This window comes from Glycomyces sp. NPDC048151 (assembly GCF_043202775.1).
GTDB lineage: Bacteria > Actinomycetota > Actinomycetes > Mycobacteriales > Micromonosporaceae > Glycomyces.
On sequence record NZ_JBIDBB010000002.1, the window covers coordinates 1 to 15,638 of the forward strand.

Sequence of the window (15,638 nt, forward strand, 5' to 3'; positions counted from 1 at the left end):
ACGACCGGGAGCGACGCGCCGTAGGTGAGGACGACGGCCATCTGGAGGAGCGTGCGCATGTTCGCGAGGACGTGGTGCTCGGTGTTGTCGATGAAAGTCTCGGCGCAGTCGCCGCCCTGCATGAGGAAGGCGCGTCCCTCGCAGACCTCGGCGAGGCGCTCGCGGAGGTGCTCGACCTCGTAGGGGGCGACGATCGGCGGGACGGCGGCGAGCACGCCGGTCACCTCTTCGACCTCGGCGTAGTCGTCCCACGGGGGAACCTGCTCGCGGGGCAGGTTCCGCCAGGCGTCGAGCTGATAGCGCTCGGCTTCCTCCGCGTCGGCGACGACGGGGACGAGGCCAGGGTTTCGCAGGTCATGCCATTGGCGGTTCACGCGGTAATGGTACGTGGCGGCGGTGCGGGCCAACCACGATGATTTGCGTGTCTCATTGGGTGAACCCTCACAGGTCCGGGACGGGCGGCGCGACACACCGGGACGAGCGCAGACATCCCACCTTTACTGCCGCGTCTAGGCTGGCCGGGTGCGCAAGACGACTATCGAAGACTGGCTGACCGACCTCGCCTCGGAGCTTCCGGCGCCCGGCGGCGGCGCGGCGGCGGGGATGAGCGCCGCTACGGCCGCCGCCCTGGTGTCCATGGTGTGCAACCTGACCATCGGCAATCCGAAGTTCGCCGAGCATGACGCGGTGATGCGGGAGGCCCTGGCCGAGGCCGAGCGGCTGCGGCTGGAGGCGCTGCAGCTCGCGGAGGACGACGCCGAGGCGTTCTCGGGCGTGATCGCGGCCTACAAGCTGCCGAAGTCCTCTGACGAGGAGAAGGCGGCGCGGACCGCGGCGATCCAGGCGGGCCTGGTCGAGGCCGCGGCGGTGCCGCTCGCGGTGGCGCGGGTGTCGGCCGAGGTGATCAAGCTGTCGGGCCGGATCCTGGAGGGCTCCAACCCGAACGTGATCTCCGATGTGGCCGTGGCCGCGTCGGCGGCGAAGTCGGCCCTGGAGTCGGCGGCGCTGAACGTCGACATCAACGTGGTCGCGATCAAGGAGCCGGCGGAGCGGGAGCGGCTCGCGAGCACGCTCAACGAGGCGCTCCAGGCGAAGGTGCAGGCAGAGGCGATCATGCAGATCGTGGCGAAGAGGATTCGGGCATGAGCGACATCGACGGGCGCGCGGTCGCCTCGGCCATCCGCGCGGAGGTCGCCGCGGACGCGGCGCGGCTGCGTGAAGAGGGCATCGTGCCGACCCTGGCGGTCGTGGTGCCCACGGACGACGAGGGCACGGCCTGGTACGTGCGCTCCATCCGCAAGGCCGCGGAGAAGGAGGGCATCGACTGCAGAGTCGAGCACCTGAAGGACCCGGGCAAGGACGAGATCGTCGCGAAGCTCCAGGAGCTGTCGGCTGATCCGGCGGTCCACGGGATCATCTGCCAGACCCCGCTCCCCGAGGGCGTGACCCTCTCGGAGGTCGGCGGGTACATCAGCCCGTACAAGGACGTGGACGGCGCGAACTCGGAGAGCCTGGGCCGCTTGGCCGCCGGGCTGCGGACCTTCGCTCCCGCGACGGCCGCGGCGGTCCTGGAGCTGCTCAAGCGCGAGGACCTGGTCCTGGAAGGCGCGAAGGCGGTCGTCGTCGGACGGTCCACTGTGGTCGGCAAGCCCGCGGCGCTGCTGCTGCTGGGCGAGTCCGCGACGGTGACCGTGTGCCACTCCCGCACGAAGGACCTGGCGGCGGTCTGCCGCGAGGCCGACGTGCTCGTCGCGGCCGTGGGCCGCGCCGGGATGATCACCGCGGACTTCGTGAAGCCCGGCGCGACGGTGATCGACGTGGGCACCAACCCGACCGACGACGGCGGCCTCGTCGGCGACGTCGACTACGACGCGGTCGCCCCCATCGCCGGAAGGCTCACCCCGGTCCCCGGCGGCGTCGGCCCCGTGACCACCGCGCTCCTGCTGCGCCACACCGTGGTCGCGGCGGAGCTGCCGAAGACCCACGGCTGAGCCCCGGAAATCGCTTTGCCGGCGAGGCCGATTGCCCTTTCGGGCAGTCGGCCTCGCCCTTTCCTCTCGCCTAATGTCGTATTCCCGACACAAGTGCAACGCAATTGTCGACGTTCCATGGAATTGCCCGGAACCGCCGGGACCCGGTCGGCCGAATAATGCACCGGGAAAAAGCGCTGGTCTCGTTATGCTCCAAGCATGAGCGACTCCCCCTCGAAGAACTTCTGGACAGCCGTCGGCTCAATGGCGGCGGTAGCCGGCGTCATCGTCACCGTCATGATGTGGCAGGAACGAGAAGCAGACGGCGAAGAACCGGACGCGAACGCATCCACGAGCGACGACAACGGCGGCGAAGACCCGAATCCCGGTGGAGGCGGCGACCCCGACCCCGAGTCCACCGACGACGGAAGCGAAGGCACCTGGGAGGTGTCCGACTCCTACACCGTCTACCTTGAAGCGACCGTCCAAGAGGACCACTGCTGGGACTTCCACTACGACCTCGACGACAGCTACGGCGAAGCGGCCGACGGCAGCAGCGAGGCCCCCGAGTCGGTGGACCTCGTCTGGTACTCGTGCGGCGGCAACAACGACGCCTACCTTTATGCGGCCTCCGAAGTCTCGGCCGCGGTCCCGAACGGAGAAAGCCAGGACGCCTCGGTCTGCTCCGAAGCTGTCGGCGACGATTCGGAATTCGGCGTCTACGTCAGCCCTAACTACCAACCGGATGCCGAAGGGTGCCTGCTCACCGACACCGGCGCGATGGCCGGAGTCGCAGTCACCTATACGCAGTTCTACAACGACGCGGTCGAGGCGGAATTGACCGTGACCCTTTGGAAATGGACCGAATAGCGATCCGGCCGGAGCGGCCGCGCTATTCGGCCGCTGCGCTGTCGAGGCAGTCCGCAAGGGCGGGAACGAAGTCCATGAAGCGGGTGCGCTGCTGGTGCGTGTCCGCGCCGGTGCCGTCGCTCTTCCAGGTCACGAGCCAGCCGTCCTTCGCGGCCCAGGACCAGCGGAACAGGTCCAGGCCCGCGAGCTCGGCGGCCGCCGCGACGGCCCCGGCGTGGACCGGGTCGTCGGTGTGGAGCTGCCGGGGCACCGGCCGGAAGAACCGGTCGAGCGCGTCGGCGGTGAACCGGCCGATGCGGCCGCGCTGGCGCGGCTGCGGGCGCGGCAGGTCCGGCAGCACCACGGTCGTGTACCGCGCGCGGTGCGGATGCCAGTTCGCGGCCATCGCGGCGTCGCCGTCGAGGAGCCGGTGCTGCACCACGTCGGGGCCGTTGCGCCGCAAGCGGACGGCCTGGCACCGCAGCTGGTAGATCGAGCCCGCGGCGGTCGCGTCCAGCGCGCTGAACCCGTATCCGGGCCGCCCGCCCCACACGCCGTGCGTCCACCCGCGCACGCGCGCGACCGGGAACCCCAGGCGCCCAAGGGCATCCAGGACTTCGGCGGTCTCGCCGCCCAGGTCCTCGGGCTGGAGTTCCGCTCGGAACGCGAGCCGGTACTTGCGGGCGAACTGCTGCCATCCCGCGAGCGCCGCACGGGCCTCGCGTTCCGCCGCCGGGGCGAGCCCGGTCCCGGTGTCGAGCACAGCACCTGCCCCGGTGCCGCTCTGGCCGACCTGACCCACCACAGGTTCCTCCCACTGTCGCTTCACGAGCACTGTATGGCGGCGCGGCAAGGAGGTCCTCCCCCGTTTCGGGCCGGGCGGAGCCCCGGAACGGGCCGTCCTCGCGACCACCGCCGACCACGGCCCCGTGGCCTCGGAAAATAACCCCAAGTGGCGGATACCCGACAGACATGGGCGACTACCGGACGTAGCGTTAAGGCTTCCCACGCAGAGGAGGTAGCGCATGACACGTCGTCTCGCATTCGTGGCGACCGTCGCCGCCATGATCGTCTCGGTCTCGAGCCCGGCGATGGCGCTCCAGCACGACAGGGTGCAGAACCCCGTGGTGCACTGGGCACTCGACATCGCGACCCTCGCCATCGTGGTGGCTCCGATCTGGACGGCGCTGCTCTGGGGCAAGGGACGCAGCAAGTGGCTGCTGGTCGGACTGATCGCCTTCGTGCAGCTGCCCGTGGCGATCCTGGGGTTCTCACCGCAGGCCTCGGCACTGTTCGCCGGCACCGGGCTGTACCTCGGCCTCGGCATCACGGCCGCGGCGATCGTCTACACCCGCAGGGTGACCCGCCAGGAGCGGGCCAGAACGGCCCTGCTGCAAGAAGAAGCTCCGGGCGAGCACGCCTGAGCCGAGCTCGAAGCCGCGGAGGCGACCGCGCTCGCGCACGAGCCGGAACACGGGGCAGCCCTGGAAGGGGCCGTCGAAACCGCCGGTCGCGGGGTTCCTGTAGGCGTGCCATGAGCAGTGCTCTTCGCCGACCCAGCCCCAGGCCCGGTGCGTCTCGGCCCCGCCGAAGCGGTACACGCCGACACTGAGCGTCCGGTCGCCGACCGGCCTCCGGTAGAACTCGGCGTCCAGGCCCGGCACGGGGACCGACTCGAAGTCGATGTCCGGCAGGGTCTTGTGATACGTGAAATCGGCGAGATGCGGGATCTCGCCGATTTCCTCTAGAGAAGCCACGGGCACACCTGGTCTAACGACCGGGCGTGCCCGTGGTTGCGCTCTGACAGTGCTTTATGGCCGGTCCGGCTTCAGCTCCCCTTCAGGTTTCCACCGCTACCGTTGAAAACCGGGGGCCCTTACCCAGTCGACCGCACCGCTGTTGGAGTGCCCGTCGGCTAGACGCCGAAGAAGACCTCGGCGTCGGCGTACCGCTCGACCGGGACGGTCTTCAGGACGTCGGTGCCCTCGTTGATCGGGATGCGCACGACGTTGGTGCCCTGGAGCGCCATCATCTTGCCGAAGTCGCCCTCGTTCACGGCCGCGGCGGCCTCGAGGCCGAGGCGGGTCGCGAGCACGCGGTCGAACGCGGTCGGGGTGCCGCCGCGCTGCAGGTGGCCGAGGATGATCGCGCGCGTCTCGATGTCCGCGCGCTCCTTGATCTCCTTGGCGACCCAGTCGCCGACGCCGCCGAGCTTGACGTGGCCGAACGCGTCGACCTCGCCGTCCTTGAGGACCATGCCCTCCTTGGCGTGCGCGCCCTCGGAGACGGCGACGATGGTGGCCTTGCCGGCCTCCTTGCGCTCCTTGACGAAGTTCGCGACCTTCTCGATGTCGAACTCGACCTCGGGGATGAGGGTGGCGTTCGCGCCGCCGGCGATGCCCGCGTGCAGGGTCATCCAACCCGCGTGGCGGCCCATGATCTCGACGACAATGCAGCGGTCGTGTGAGTCGGCGGTCGTCCACAGGCGGTCGATGGCCTCGGTCGCGATGTTCACCGCGGTGTCGAAGCCGAAGGTGTAGTCGGTGCCCGAGAGGTCGTTGTCGATCGTCTTCGGGACGCCGACGCAGTTGACGCCGTCGGCGGTCAGCTTCGTCGCGACGCCGAGGGTGTCCTCGCCGCCGATGGCGATGAGCGCGTCGACGCCCAGGTCGGCCATGTTCTTCTTGATGGCCTCGACGCCGCCCTCGATCTTGTAGGGGTTGGTGCGCGAGGAGTGGAGGATCGTGCCGCCCTGGTCGAGGATGTTCTCGACCGTGTCCCAGTTCAGCTCCTGGGTGATGCCCTCGATGGGGCCCCGCCAGCCGTAGCGGAAGCCCACGAACTCGTGGCCGTATTCCTTGCTGCCCTTGCGGACCGCGGCACGGATGACCGCGTTGAGACCGGGGCAGTCCCCGCCGCCGGTGAGCACGCCAATGCGCATGTGTCTTACTCCCTGGAGTCAGGACTGTCTGGAGTCAGGACTGTTAACTGGGCGGCCCCATTGCCGAAACAAGCCCAGCCTATATCGGGGTCCGGGGGCGGCGACCTGGGGTTCGGCGAGGTGTCTAGTGGTGGGATTCGACCGGGCCGTACGCGGCGCGCTCGGCGCGGTACGACTCCAGGGCCTTCCAGCGGGCGAGGTTGAGCTTGGCGTCCGTGAGGGCGTCGTGCATGTCGGCGTCGGGCGTGGTCGGCAGCTCGGGGCGGCCGAGGTCCTCCCAGCGCTGGCGCAGGTCCTTGGTCATGCGCGGCAGCGCCCGCGGCAGCTCCGGCATCGTGCCCCACAGCTGCGCGAACACGACGTGGTCGTACGCGCCGATCCAGGCCCACAGCTCGACCCGCTCGCCCGGGTGCGTGCCGGTCTTCCTGCGCACCGGGGAGACGAGGAAGTCGTAGAGCTCGTCGCGGATGGTCGCGCGGTCCTTCCACAGGGAGCTCGCCGGGGGCGGGAGCTTGTCGAGGACGTTCCGGCGGACCCAGTCGATCGCGCGGGAGGGGTCGAACTCGGTCGACACGGCGTAGTACTCGCGCCCTTGCTCGTCGACGACGGCGATCGAGACCAGGTCGATCGTGCGACCGTCCTCGATGAACTCGCAGTCGTAGAAGTATCGGTACGCCACGCATCGGCCTTTCGTATGATCACGAGCGGTCTTTTCGGCCGTTCTTGGCCGCCGCCCGTATGTCGCCGGACTGGAGTCGACGCTACGCCATACGATCGGGCAGCCGGAATCTGACCTCGTGCTCCGCACGCGGGCGATGCTATACCGGACAATCGATGTGAAAGCACGTAGACTTGATCGAACACTCGGCCGAGCGACAAGTGCGCCGTCTGGACACACGGCCCAACGGAGCGTGAAGTTTCCGACACCCGGCTCTGTACAACGACGGAAAAGACAGCGATCATCGGAGGGAACCCGCGGACCCGGGACCCACCGAAGGGGGAGAACTATGGGTGTCAGCCCATCTGAAGACCCGCTTGCAGGCGTCGCCATGTTCGCCGGCCTCGACCCGCAGGCACGGCGGCAGATCGCGGGGGTGGCGGTACAGCGCCACTACCGGCGTGGGCACCTCCTGTTCTTCGAAGGCGAGCCGGGCGAGTCGCTCATCATGATCCGGTCGGGGGCGGTGAGCGTCTTCCGGACCGCCGCAACGGGCGAGCGCGCGATGCTCCACGTCGCCCGCGCGCCCGAAGTGCTCGGCGAGGTCTCCCTCCTGGACGGATCGCCCCGGTCGGCCAGCGCGGAGGCCCTGGAGGACACGTCGGCGCTGGCTTTGGCGCGGTCGTCGTTCCTGGAGCTGGTGCACGGGAATCCGAAGATGCTGGACGCGGTGCTGCGGTCGATGGGCATGATCGTGCGGCGGCTGACCGAGCAGTCTTCGGACCACGTGTTCCTGGATCTGCCGGGGCGGGTGGCGAAGACGCTGGTGCGGCTCGCGGAGCAGCACTCCTCCCCCATGACCACGATCGAGTTGAATCAGACGCAGCTGGCGGAGATGGCGGGCGGTTCGCGTCAGAGCGTGAACCAGGCGATCGGGATCTTCGCGAACCGCGGCTGGCTGCGCACGGAGGGCCGCAAGATCGTCGTGGTGGACCTGCCCGCGCTCAGGCGGCGGGCAGGCTTCGGCGGAGCCGAATAGAAGGCACAGTGGCGGAGCCGAGTAGAAGGCACAGTGGCGGAGCCGAATAGAAAGCGCAGGGGCGGAGCCGAATAGCGGGCACACGGACAGAGCCGACCTGGAAGCGAGGCAGCAAGCCCGTGCGGCTACTGCTTTCCCTTGTCCTTGAACTTCGCGGCGTACTCGTCGACGTAGTCCTGGCCGGAGAGTGCCCGGAGGGCGTCCATGACCTCGTCGGTGACGGCGCGTTCGATGAAGCGGTCGCCGACGAGTTCGCGGTAGCGGTTGAAGTCGAGCGAGGGCCCGAACCTGATCTTGACGCGCCCGATCTTGGGGATGCGCTTCCCGATGGGCTGAAGTTCGCCGGTGTTGAGCATGGCGACGGGGACGACCGGGGAGCCGGTCTGGAGGGCGAGGCGGGCGACGCCGGTCTTGCCGCGGTAGAGGCGGCCGTCGGGCGAGCGCGTCCCTTCGGGGTAGATGCCGAAGAGGCGGCCTTCGGAGAGGACGCGTTTGCCGGTGTCGAGGGAGGCGGTGGCGGCGTCGCCTCCGGCGCGGTCGACGGGGATGGCTCCGACGGCGTTCATGAAGGTCCGCACGAACCAGCCTTTGAAGCCGGTGCCGGTGAAGTACTCCTCTTTCGCGATGAACGTGACCCGGCGTTTGACCACGAGGGGCATGAAGAAGGAGTCGGTGACGGCGAGGTGGTTGGAGGCCAGGATGGCCGGGCCGTCCTCGGGCACGTGTTCGAGCCCTTCGACCTGGGGTCGGTAGACGACCCACAGCAGCGAGCCCAGCGTCGCCTTCAGCACCCAGTAGATCACGCGCTCAAGCGTATCGGTACCGGTCAATCCGTCTGAGGGGGAACGCGCGGGGCGGCGGACCGGGGCGGCCGGGGCGGTCCCGCGCGGTGGCGACGGGCCGCGGACGCGTGCGAGAATGGGCAAGCGGCGCGAAAGGGGACCGCCCGGCCGCCGGTTCGACCGGCTGGCTGTGAAGGAGCCCAGGCGATCCCGCGCCACGTCATTCATCGACCCGGGAGGCGACGTGACGAACGATTCCGAGGAGTTCACGTTCGACCTCGGTGCCGACGCCAAGGCCACGATGGTGCTGTGCCACGGTTTCACTTCTGATCCGGCGAGCATGCGCCCGTGGGGCGATTACTTGCGCGACCAGGGCTTCAACGTGGTCGCGCCGCTGCTGCCGGGCCACGGCGACACGTGGCAGGTGCTGGCGAAGGCGACGTGGCAGCAGTGGTATCGGCGGCTCGAGGAGGCGCTGGACGAGGCGCTGGCGCTGGGGCGGCCGGTGTTCGCGGGCGGCCTGTCGATGGGCGGGTCGCTGTGCCTGCGGCTGGCGGAGCAGCGCGGCGGGGACCTGTCGGGGCTGGTGCTGGTGAATCCGGCGATCTTCGACGACAAGCCGCAGGGTTTCCTGGCGCCGCTGCTGCGGTACGTGATGCCGAGCGTGTCGTCGATCGGGTCCGACTTGAACAAGCCGGATGTGCGGGAGAAGACGACGTCGCGGACGCCGGTGGCGGCGTACGCGTCGCTGCGGCGGCTGTGGGCGGTGACGCGGCCGGAGCTGGCGCGGGTGACGGTGCCGCTGCGGATCTTCACGAGCGCGGAGGACCACGTGGTGAGTCCGCGCAACAGCGCGGTGATCCGCGCAGGTGTGCGTTCCAAGGACGTCGAGTCGACGGTGCTGCCGCGGAGTTTCCATGTGGCGACGCTCGACTACGACGCCGAGACGATCTTCTCCGGGAGTGTCGAGTTCATGAACCGGCAGCTGGTCAAGACCCGAGGTGTCCATGACTGACCGCAGCGAGCAGGACGGCAACGGCGAGCCCGAGAGCGGCGAGCAGGACGGCGGGAAGCCGGAGCTGCGGCCCGAGGACGTCGACCGGCGGTTCAACGAGCTCGTCAAGGGCTTGGGGGACGGCGGGACCGGGCTCGTGAAGGGGCTCGACGCCGAGGAGCACCCGACTGAGGTCGTGCCGATGACGCCGCCGGTGGTGTCCTCGGACAAGGACGAGCCGACGCTCCTGGACCTGTGGGACGCGGAGCTGCCGGACGACGACGAGGACGACTACGAGCCGCCGGAGCCGCCTCCGGTGCCGTGGCCGAGCCTGCCCGCGATCGGCGGGGTGCTGCTCATCATCGGCGGTATCGCGCTGCTGGTGAACCCGGGCATCGCGCCGCTGGGCACGAACCCGGGGCGGCTGGTCGGTTTCGTGGGGTTCCTCATCGGCGTGTGGCTGCTCATCAGCCGCCTGCGCCCGGACAAGGAGCCGGACGACCACGACGACGGCGCGGTCGTCTGATCCGCTCCCGCGTCACCGCTTCTGCGAGTCGAGCCAGGACAGGACCGTGTCGAGGAGCGCTTCGGCGGCGGCGCCTTTGAAGACGTCGTCGGGTGCGCCGGCGTAGGTGAGCGGCGTGATGCCGTATTCGTCGGCGAACGCCTGGGTCTCTTTCGACTGAGTCTCCGATTCGCTCACGATCAGGAGCACCGGCGGTTCGCCGACGGGTTTCGGCAGCTGCTTCGGGGCTTTCTGCGGGGAGACGAGCACCAGGCCGGCCGCGGGGTAGCGTCCGGCGGCGAGCGCGGCCCAGGCCGCGCCCTCGCGGTGTCCGATGAGGACGGTCTGGCGGGGGACGGTGACCGCGGCCTGCACGACGTCGTGGGCGCGGGCCACTTGGGCGCCGTCGGCGGCGGGCGTGCCGCCCTGGCCGCGCACACTCACTGCCGCCGCGTACCGGCCCGAACTCGCGATCCGCTTGAGCCACAGGGCGTTGAACGCCGCGGCGCCGGCCGGGTCGCCGGTGCAGCACAGCACCGGGTTCGTCTCCGGGTTGTCCTTGATCTCGATGTCGAACAGGTCGGCGGGCTCGAAGACGGCGATCTCGCGCCGGACCGGGGACGGCTCGGGGGTGCGGGCGCGCCGGACCCAGGCGGTGAGGCTCATTTGGCGGGCTCCTGTTCGAGGGTGTCGATGATGCGGCCCAGGCTGGCCAGGTACTCCTCGGCGTCCACGACGAGGCGGCGGCGCGGCGACGAGTCGCCCGAGCCCGTCGCGACGTGGCCCGACTCGGCGTTGACCTGCTGCTTGAAGCTCTCGGCGCGTTCGGGGTCGCTCTTGCGGACCTGGAGCCAGCGCGCGATCGCGTGCGTCTGCCAGTGGACGATCGGGAGGACGCCGACGCCCGGTTCGACGAGCCCGGCGACCGCGAGGGTCTGGGCCTTCGGGGAGAACATGCGCGCGAACAGCTTCGGCGCGGGCTCCTCGCGGGTGCCGCCGAGGAGTTCCGGTGCGACGCAGGCGATCTTGGGCTGATAGCCGGTGGCGAGGACGACGAGGTCGGGGCGGATCTCTGTGCCGTCGGCGAACGCGACGTCGAAGCCGTCGAAGCGGGCGACCTCGCCGCGGCGCTTGATGGAGCCGTCGCCGACGTGCTCGAGGTAGCGGCCGTTGCGGACGGGCTCCTCGTCGCCGGGGCCGTGGCCGGGGGTCTCGATGCCCATGCGCGCGGCGAGCCGCTTGGGGCCCTTGAGGATCCGGTCGGCGAGGAAGCGGCGCAGGAGCTTCGGGCGGGAGGCGAGGCGGGCGAGCGCGTAGTCGGAGGGCTCGCCGCCGAGGTACTTCGGCAGGTGCCAGGAGCCGCGGCGCACGGAGTGGACGCAGCTGGCGGCGTTCACGGCGGCCTCGCAGGCGATGTCGACGCCGGAGTTGCCGCCGCCGATGACGAGGACGTGCTTGCCGCGCAGGCGGGACGGGTCCTTGAGCTGCGAAGAGTGCAGGACGGTGCCGCGGAAGTCGTCCAGGCCCGGGTAGGAGGGCAGGTTCGGCGCCCAGTGGTGGCCGGTCGCGATGATGACCGCGCCGTAGCGGAGGCGGCGCGCGGCGCTCCCGGCGGCGGGTTTGACGACGACTTCGAAGCGGGCGCCCTCGACCGGTTCGAGGTGGGAGATCTCGGAGCCGTACCAGATGTGCTCGGAGAGGCCGAAGTGCTTGGCGTACGAGGTCAGGTACTCGAGCATCTGCGCGGCGGACGGGTAGTCCGGCCAGTCGTCCGGCATCGGGTAGTCGGGGATCTCGGTCTGGGACCGGGAGGTGACGAGATGGGTGTTGGGGTAGAGGGGGCTGTGCTGGTTCTGCGGGTTCCACAGGCCGCCGAGCACGGTGTCGCGCTCGTAGCAGTCCACTTCGAAGCCGTTCTCGCGGAGGTTCTTGACGGCGATGAGGCCGGACGCTCCGGCGCCGATCACGCAGACGGCCTCGCCGCGGTCGTAGGCGGCTTGGGAGGAGTACTCCTGCAAGGGACGGTCTCCTTCGGTGGGCATTCAGTCAGGTGCCGGACGGCGGCCCGCGCGGGCGGCCGCCGGGGGGCGGGTCGCGGTGCGGGACGCCGAAAGACTGAGAGCAGATTACCGTGAACGGGACTCGTACTTTCGGGGGAGGTAGGCTGCGCGCGTGCTCTTCGAGCTGTGGAAACATCCCCGACCCGACGCCCCGGTCATGCGCCGCGACGGGCAGGTCGTGGTGTCTTCGCACCGTCTCGCCAGGCAGGTCCTGGCCGACCGCGAGCGGTTCTCGGCCGCGAACGCCCTCGACGCGGTCACCCCGATCCCCACTGACGCCCTGCGGGAGCTGGCGCGGCACCGGTTCCGGCTGCCCGCGACGCTCGCCAACAACGACACCGACTCGCACGAGCGCATCCGGGCCGCGTTCGGCGAGGTCTTCGCGCCCGCGAACGTCGAGGCGCTGCGCCCGTGGCTCACCGGACTGGCCCGGCGGACCGCCGCGGGGGTCGCGTGGCGTCTGCGGGCGGGCGAGGCGGTGGACGTGGACGCGGCGGTGTCCTCGGAGGTCCCGCTGGCAGCGCTGGCTCGATTGCTGGGCATGGAGGTCGAGGCGACCGCCGAGGTGAAGCAGTTCAGCCGTGCGGCGCTGGAGCTGTTCTGGGGCGAGCCTTCGCCTGAGCGCCAGCGCGAGCTGGCGGCGCTGGTCGGACCGTTCCATGCGCGGCTGCGCGCCTGGACGGCCGGGTCTTCCGGGGCGACGCGAGCGATGCTCGACGAGTACGGGGAGGACGCGGCGACTGCCGCGCTGTTCTTCCTGCTCGTGGCGGGCCAGGAGACGACTTCGCAGTTCCTGACGCTGCTGCTGCACCGTCTGGTCGAGGAGCCGGAGCTGCTGGGCGCGGCGCCTGCGGCGGTCATCGAGGAGGGGCTGCGGCTGCTGCCGCCGATCACGTCGTGGCGGCGGGTCGTGAAGCGGGACACGGACATCGACGGGTTCGCGGTGCGGGCGGGCGAGTCGGTGCTGGTGTGGCTGGCGGCCGCCGGCGCGGACGAGGGCGTCGCCGAGTGTCCTATGAAGATGGTTCCGGGACAGCGGGGCTCGCGGCGGCACCTGGCGTTCGGGGCCGGGGCGCACCGGTGCCTCGGGAGTCAGCTGTCGCGCATGGAGGCGGAGGCGGTCGTCGCGGAACTGGCGCCGCTGCTCCCCCGCTGCGAGGTCGTGGCCGCGCCGGTGAGCGACCCGAACCTGTCGTTCCGGATGCCGAGCCCGCTCGTGCTGCGGCTGCGGGGCTGAACCGGGCGGTTATTGCGTTGCGTTGCGGCGCGGGTGGTTGCCAGGCTGGCGGGATGCGCGAATTCCTGGACTTCCGTCAACGCGCCGCCTCATATGTGATGCGGCGGCTTCCCGAACGTTCCGAGATCGAGGTCCTGGTAATCCTGCATCGCGACAGTCCTGAGGCAGGCGTGCAGATCCCGGGCGGTGGAGCCCTGCCGCACGAGACGATCGGCGAAGCTGCGGTGCGGGAGGTGCGCGAGGAGACCGGGGTGGCGACGCCGGTGTTCGGGGAGGTACTGGGAAACCTGCTGTTCCGCGGGCCGATGTACGAGCACGGACATCAGGTGACGAGCTACAGCTGGCTGCGGACGATGGACGCGCGGGACGCCTGGGACCACACGGTAGTCAGCCACGACGAGGACGACGGCCTGCGGATGCGATGCGAGTTCCGGCCGGTGGACAGGGCGGCGATCGGGTTCGGCATGGACCGGTTCCTACCGCTCGCTGCCGCGCGGTTCGCGGCCGCGTTCCCGGTCGCGGCTCTCGGACGCGGGTAGAGCGATGCGGGCGCCGGGGGTAGGGGCGCCCGCATCGCACTGATTCGGCACCTAATGGGCCGGTTCGCTGACAATGTACTGGGCGGCGTCAACACCGGTGGGAGCGAGTGCGAGCGTTGTGACGGCGCGGGGTGGATTCGTCGCGTAGTCCTCTGCGGCGCAACGGGACCGGGCCGGGACGCGGTCCACGCTCCGGTGCGGAGCGGTCGGCGTCTGACCGGCGTCCGGTGCGGGCCGCGCTAGCCGCCTTGGCTGAAGCGCCGGAGGTCGCCTTCGAGGTCGAACCATTCGGAGGCGCTGAGGCGGAACACTTCGGGGGCGAGTCCGGCGGCTCCCGCGGGGATCCAGCCGAGGCGGCGTCCCGGGAGGTCCTTCAGGTTCTCGTACTCGGCGAGGCCGGGTTCGAGCGGCCATGATCCGATGAGGACGGACGCGTCGACGCCGCGCCGTTCGAGGGCTTCGAGCGTGAGCGCCGTGTGGTTGAGGGTGCCGAGGCCCGCGCGGGCGACGACGACGGCCGGGCAGCCGAGCTCGACGGCGAGGTCGCGCGCGGTCCAGCCGCCCGCGCCGAGCTGGACGAGCAGGCCGCCCGCGCCTTCGAGGAGGACCACGTCGGACTTCGCCGCGTCGACCTGGTCGGCGACCTCGTGGAGTTCGAGCAGCGGCAGCCCGCTGCGCCGCGCGGCGGCGAAGGGCGCCAACGGGTCCGGGTAGGCGGCGAGAGCGCGGGCCGGCGCGCCGGAGAGGCGGGTGACCTCGGCGGCGTCGTCATCGTCGCCGGTCTGGGCGATCTTGATGACTTCTACGCTGCGGCCCTCCCGCATGAGGTGGGCGGCGAGCGCGGCGGTGGCGACGGTCTTCCCTACCCCGGTGTCCGTGCCGGTGACGAGCACCGGGCCTTCGAAGGCGATCATCCGCATAACGTAACGGTCCGCCAGGAGCCGTGCCCGCTGCCCGGCCTCGTCGCTTCGACGACCGCGAGCGCGCGGTCGAAGTCCGCCGTGTCGACGCCCGTGTTGATCGTGATCCTCAGGCGCGAGCGGTGGTCCGGGGTCGAAGGCGGCCGGAAGCAGCCGACCGCGATCCCTTCGGCGGCGCAGCGCTCGGCCCATCTCGTCGCCGCCTCGGCATCCCCGGCGACCGGTGACAGCACCCCCGCAGCGGGCACCGGCATGCCCAGGACCTCCGCCGCGCGGGCCGCTCGGCGCGCGAGTTCGGTCCGGGCGCCGTCGGCGTCACGGGCGATCGCCAGCGCCGCACCGGCTCCGGCGATCACGGCGGGCGGCGGCGCGGTGTCGAAGATGAACGTGCGGCCGGTGTCGTGGAGGTGTCGGCGCAGTTCGGCGGGTCCGGCGATCACGCCGCCCGCCGCGCCGAGCGCTTTCGACAGGGTCGCGGTGACGACGATCCCGGGGTCGCCCGCGAGTCCGGCGGCGGCGACGCCGCCCGCGCCGTGCGGGCCGACCGTGCCGATGCCGTGGGCCTCGTCGACCAGGAGCAGTGCACCGAACGCGCTGGTGAGGGCGTGGATCTCCCGCAGCGGGGCCGCGTCGCCGAGGACCGAGTAGACCGATTCGACCGCGACCAGTGAGGGCCGCAGTTCCCGGAGTCGGCGTTCGAGGTCGTCGAGGTCGTTGTGCGCGAAGGTGTCCGAGCGGCCGCCCGCGAGGCGGGCGGCGTCGTGGAGCGAGGCGTGGGCGTGCGCGTCGAGCAGTACGGGCCCGGCGAGCGCGGCGACGGCGCCGAGGTTGGCCATGTACCCGGAGGAGTACAGGACGGCGGTCGCGGTGCCGGTGTGCCGGGCGAAGTCGGCTTCGAAGGCTTCGTGGATCCCGGTGGTGCCGCGCACGAGCCGCGAGCCGCCCGCGCCGAGCCCGTGTTCGGCGAGCGCGGCGGCCGCTGCGGTCAGGACGGCCGGGTCGCGGGAGAGTCCCAGGTAGTCGTTTCCGGCGAGGTCGATCGCGGCGGTCCGGAGCCGGGCGGTGCGGGTCAGTCCGGCTTTGGAGCGCAGTGCCGCCTTGCGCGCCAGGCGGTCCCAGACGGCGCCGATCGTGCCCCGGTCGC

19 protein-coding genes are annotated in these 15,638 nt (G+C 70.8%); 10 read left to right on the forward strand and 9 right to left on the reverse strand.

Going from position 1 to position 15,638, the window contains the following annotated elements; genetic code table 11:
* Nucleotides 1–374: 3-deoxy-7-phosphoheptulonate synthase (locus ACGGCP_RS03410; protein ID WP_392960444.1), on the reverse strand; the 374-nt coding region annotated here is incomplete at its 3' end.
* A 148-nt stretch (nt 375–522) separates the two neighbouring features.
* On the opposite strand from ACGGCP_RS03410, the gene ACGGCP_RS03415 reads away from it, so the two are divergent.
* The 3 genes from ACGGCP_RS03415 (at nt 523) to ACGGCP_RS03425 (ending at nt 2,840) form a co-directional block, all read left to right on the forward strand.
* Entirely contained in the window at nt 523–1,146 is a 624-nt protein-coding gene (locus ACGGCP_RS03415; RefSeq protein WP_392960446.1) for a cyclodeaminase/cyclohydrolase family protein, read from the forward strand.
* A complete protein-coding gene (locus ACGGCP_RS03420) occupies nt 1,143–1,991 on the forward strand; it encodes a bifunctional 5,10-methylenetetrahydrofolate dehydrogenase/5,10-methenyltetrahydrofolate cyclohydrolase (RefSeq protein WP_392960448.1) in 849 nt (282 codons plus the stop codon). The genes ACGGCP_RS03415 and ACGGCP_RS03420 overlap by 4 nt, the downstream gene beginning before the upstream one ends.
* Nucleotides 1,992–2,189: 198 nt before the next feature.
* On the forward strand, nt 2,190–2,840 hold the full coding sequence (locus ACGGCP_RS03425; protein WP_392960451.1) for a hypothetical protein: 651 nt from the start codon (nt 2,190–2,192) through the stop codon (nt 2,838–2,840).
* A gap of 22 nt (nt 2,841–2,862) precedes the next feature.
* Here ACGGCP_RS03425 and ACGGCP_RS03430 read toward each other — a convergent pair whose 3' ends face one another.
* Complete coding sequence (locus ACGGCP_RS03430) at nt 2,863–3,621, reverse strand: hypothetical protein (RefSeq protein WP_392960453.1); 759 nt, start codon at nt 3,619–3,621, stop codon at nt 2,863–2,865.
* Nucleotides 3,622–3,844: 223 nt separating this feature from the next.
* Between ACGGCP_RS03430 and ACGGCP_RS03435 the strand changes: the two genes are divergently transcribed.
* Together ACGGCP_RS03435 and ACGGCP_RS03440 are read left to right on the forward strand one after the other, a co-directional pair.
* Nucleotides 3,845–4,243, forward strand: coding sequence for a hypothetical protein (locus ACGGCP_RS03435; RefSeq protein WP_392960456.1), 399 nt, complete (start codon nt 3,845–3,847; stop codon nt 4,241–4,243).
* Nucleotides 4,244–4,360: 117 nt separating this feature from the next.
* Nucleotides 4,361–4,567 carry a hypothetical protein gene (locus ACGGCP_RS03440; RefSeq protein ID WP_392960459.1) on the forward strand — a complete coding sequence of 69 codons (207 nt, stop codon included), beginning with the start codon at nt 4,361–4,363 and terminating at the stop codon, nt 4,565–4,567.
* A gap of 167 nt (nt 4,568–4,734) precedes the next feature.
* Here ACGGCP_RS03440 and ACGGCP_RS03445 read toward each other — a convergent pair whose 3' ends face one another.
* Both ACGGCP_RS03445 and ACGGCP_RS03450 read right to left on the reverse strand, forming a co-directional pair.
* Nucleotides 4,735–5,760: a 6-phosphofructokinase gene (locus tag ACGGCP_RS03445; protein ID WP_392960461.1), complete on the reverse strand. Its 1,026-nt coding sequence runs from the start codon at nt 5,758–5,760 to the stop codon at nt 4,735–4,737.
* A gap of 124 nt (nt 5,761–5,884) precedes the next feature.
* The gene (locus tag ACGGCP_RS03450; RefSeq protein WP_392960463.1) at nt 5,885–6,439 is read right to left on the reverse strand and encodes a polyadenylate-specific 3'-exoribonuclease AS; all 555 of its coding nucleotides are present in this window, start codon (nt 6,437–6,439) and stop codon (nt 5,885–5,887) included.
* A gap of 328 nt (nt 6,440–6,767) precedes the next feature.
* Between ACGGCP_RS03450 and ACGGCP_RS03455 the strand changes: the two genes are divergently transcribed.
* Nucleotides 6,768–7,457, forward strand: coding sequence for a Crp/Fnr family transcriptional regulator (locus ACGGCP_RS03455; protein WP_030158415.1), 690 nt, complete (start codon nt 6,768–6,770; stop codon nt 7,455–7,457).
* Between the two features lie 125 nt (nt 7,458–7,582).
* Here ACGGCP_RS03455 and ACGGCP_RS03460 read toward each other — a convergent pair whose 3' ends face one another.
* On the reverse strand, nt 7,583–8,260 hold the full coding sequence (locus ACGGCP_RS03460) for a lysophospholipid acyltransferase family protein (protein ID WP_392960466.1): 678 nt from the start codon (nt 8,258–8,260) through the stop codon (nt 7,583–7,585).
* 223 nt (nt 8,261–8,483) lie between these two features.
* On the opposite strand from ACGGCP_RS03460, the gene ACGGCP_RS03465 reads away from it, so the two are divergent.
* A complete protein-coding gene (locus tag ACGGCP_RS03465) occupies nt 8,484–9,254 on the forward strand; it encodes an alpha/beta hydrolase (RefSeq protein ID WP_392960468.1) in 771 nt (256 codons plus the stop codon).
* Nucleotides 9,247–9,759, forward strand: coding sequence for a DUF308 domain-containing protein (locus ACGGCP_RS03470; protein ID WP_392960470.1), 513 nt, complete (start codon nt 9,247–9,249; stop codon nt 9,757–9,759). Before ACGGCP_RS03465 ends, ACGGCP_RS03470 begins: the two co-directional genes overlap by 8 nt.
* A 12-nt stretch (nt 9,760–9,771) precedes the next feature.
* Here ACGGCP_RS03470 and ACGGCP_RS03475 read toward each other — a convergent pair whose 3' ends face one another.
* Both ACGGCP_RS03475 and ACGGCP_RS03480 read right to left on the reverse strand, forming a co-directional pair.
* Nucleotides 9,772–10,404 carry a hypothetical protein gene (locus ACGGCP_RS03475; protein ID WP_392960473.1) on the reverse strand — a complete coding sequence of 211 codons (633 nt, stop codon included), beginning with the start codon at nt 10,402–10,404 and terminating at the stop codon, nt 9,772–9,774.
* Nucleotides 10,401–11,756 carry a flavin-containing monooxygenase gene (locus tag ACGGCP_RS03480; protein WP_392960475.1) on the reverse strand — a complete coding sequence of 452 codons (1,356 nt, stop codon included), beginning with the start codon at nt 11,754–11,756 and terminating at the stop codon, nt 10,401–10,403. The genes ACGGCP_RS03475 and ACGGCP_RS03480 overlap by 4 nt, the downstream gene beginning before the upstream one ends.
* Before the next feature lie 199 nt (nt 11,757–11,955).
* Between ACGGCP_RS03480 and ACGGCP_RS03485 the strand changes: the two genes are divergently transcribed.
* Together ACGGCP_RS03485 and ACGGCP_RS03490 are read left to right on the forward strand one after the other, a co-directional pair.
* Nucleotides 11,956–13,035 (forward strand): cytochrome P450, encoded by a 1,080-nt coding sequence (locus ACGGCP_RS03485; protein ID WP_392962000.1) that lies wholly within the window; start codon nt 11,956–11,958, stop codon nt 13,033–13,035.
* Between the two features lie 53 nt (nt 13,036–13,088).
* Nucleotides 13,089–13,574 (forward strand): NUDIX domain-containing protein, encoded by a 486-nt coding sequence (locus ACGGCP_RS03490; protein WP_392960478.1) that lies wholly within the window; start codon nt 13,089–13,091, stop codon nt 13,572–13,574.
* A gap of 239 nt (nt 13,575–13,813) precedes the next feature.
* Here ACGGCP_RS03490 and bioD read toward each other — a convergent pair whose 3' ends face one another.
* Together bioD and ACGGCP_RS03500 are read right to left on the reverse strand one after the other, a co-directional pair.
* Entirely contained in the window at nt 13,814–14,488 is a 675-nt protein-coding gene (bioD, locus tag ACGGCP_RS03495) for a dethiobiotin synthase (RefSeq protein ID WP_392960481.1), read from the reverse strand.
* Entirely contained in the window at nt 14,485–15,624 is a 1,140-nt protein-coding gene (locus tag ACGGCP_RS03500) for an aminotransferase class I/II-fold pyridoxal phosphate-dependent enzyme (RefSeq protein ID WP_392962003.1), read from the reverse strand. Before ACGGCP_RS03500 ends, bioD begins: the two co-directional genes overlap by 4 nt.
* Nucleotides 15,625–15,638: the final 14 nt, after the last annotated feature.

Excerpts from the sequence above, each read along its gene's own strand:
- ACGGCP_RS03420 (WP_392960448.1), top strand. The coding sequence starts at position 1,143 with ATGAGCGACATCGACGGGCGCGCGGTCGCCTCGGCCATCCGCGCGGAG.
- ACGGCP_RS03425 (WP_392960451.1), top strand. The coding sequence starts at position 2,190 with ATGAGCGACTCCCCCTCGAAGAACTTCTGGACAGCCGTCGGCTCAATG.
- ACGGCP_RS03435 (WP_392960456.1), top strand. The coding sequence starts at position 3,845 with ATGACACGTCGTCTCGCATTCGTGGCGACCGTCGCCGCCATGATCGTC.
- ACGGCP_RS03445 (WP_392960461.1), bottom strand. The coding sequence starts at position 5,760 with ATGCGCATTGGCGTGCTCACCGGCGGCGGGGACTGCCCCGGTCTCAAC.
- ACGGCP_RS03455 (WP_030158415.1), top strand. The coding sequence starts at position 6,768 with ATGGGTGTCAGCCCATCTGAAGACCCGCTTGCAGGCGTCGCCATGTTC.
- ACGGCP_RS03470 (WP_392960470.1), top strand. The coding sequence starts at position 9,247 with ATGACTGACCGCAGCGAGCAGGACGGCAACGGCGAGCCCGAGAGCGGC.
- ACGGCP_RS03475 (WP_392960473.1), bottom strand. The coding sequence starts at position 10,404 with ATGAGCCTCACCGCCTGGGTCCGGCGCGCCCGCACCCCCGAGCCGTCC.
- ACGGCP_RS03485 (WP_392962000.1), top strand. The coding sequence starts at position 11,956 with ATGCGCCGCGACGGGCAGGTCGTGGTGTCTTCGCACCGTCTCGCCAGG.
- ACGGCP_RS03490 (WP_392960478.1), top strand. The coding sequence starts at position 13,089 with ATGCGCGAATTCCTGGACTTCCGTCAACGCGCCGCCTCATATGTGATG.
- bioD (WP_392960481.1), bottom strand. The coding sequence starts at position 14,488 with ATGATCGCCTTCGAAGGCCCGGTGCTCGTCACCGGCACGGACACCGGG.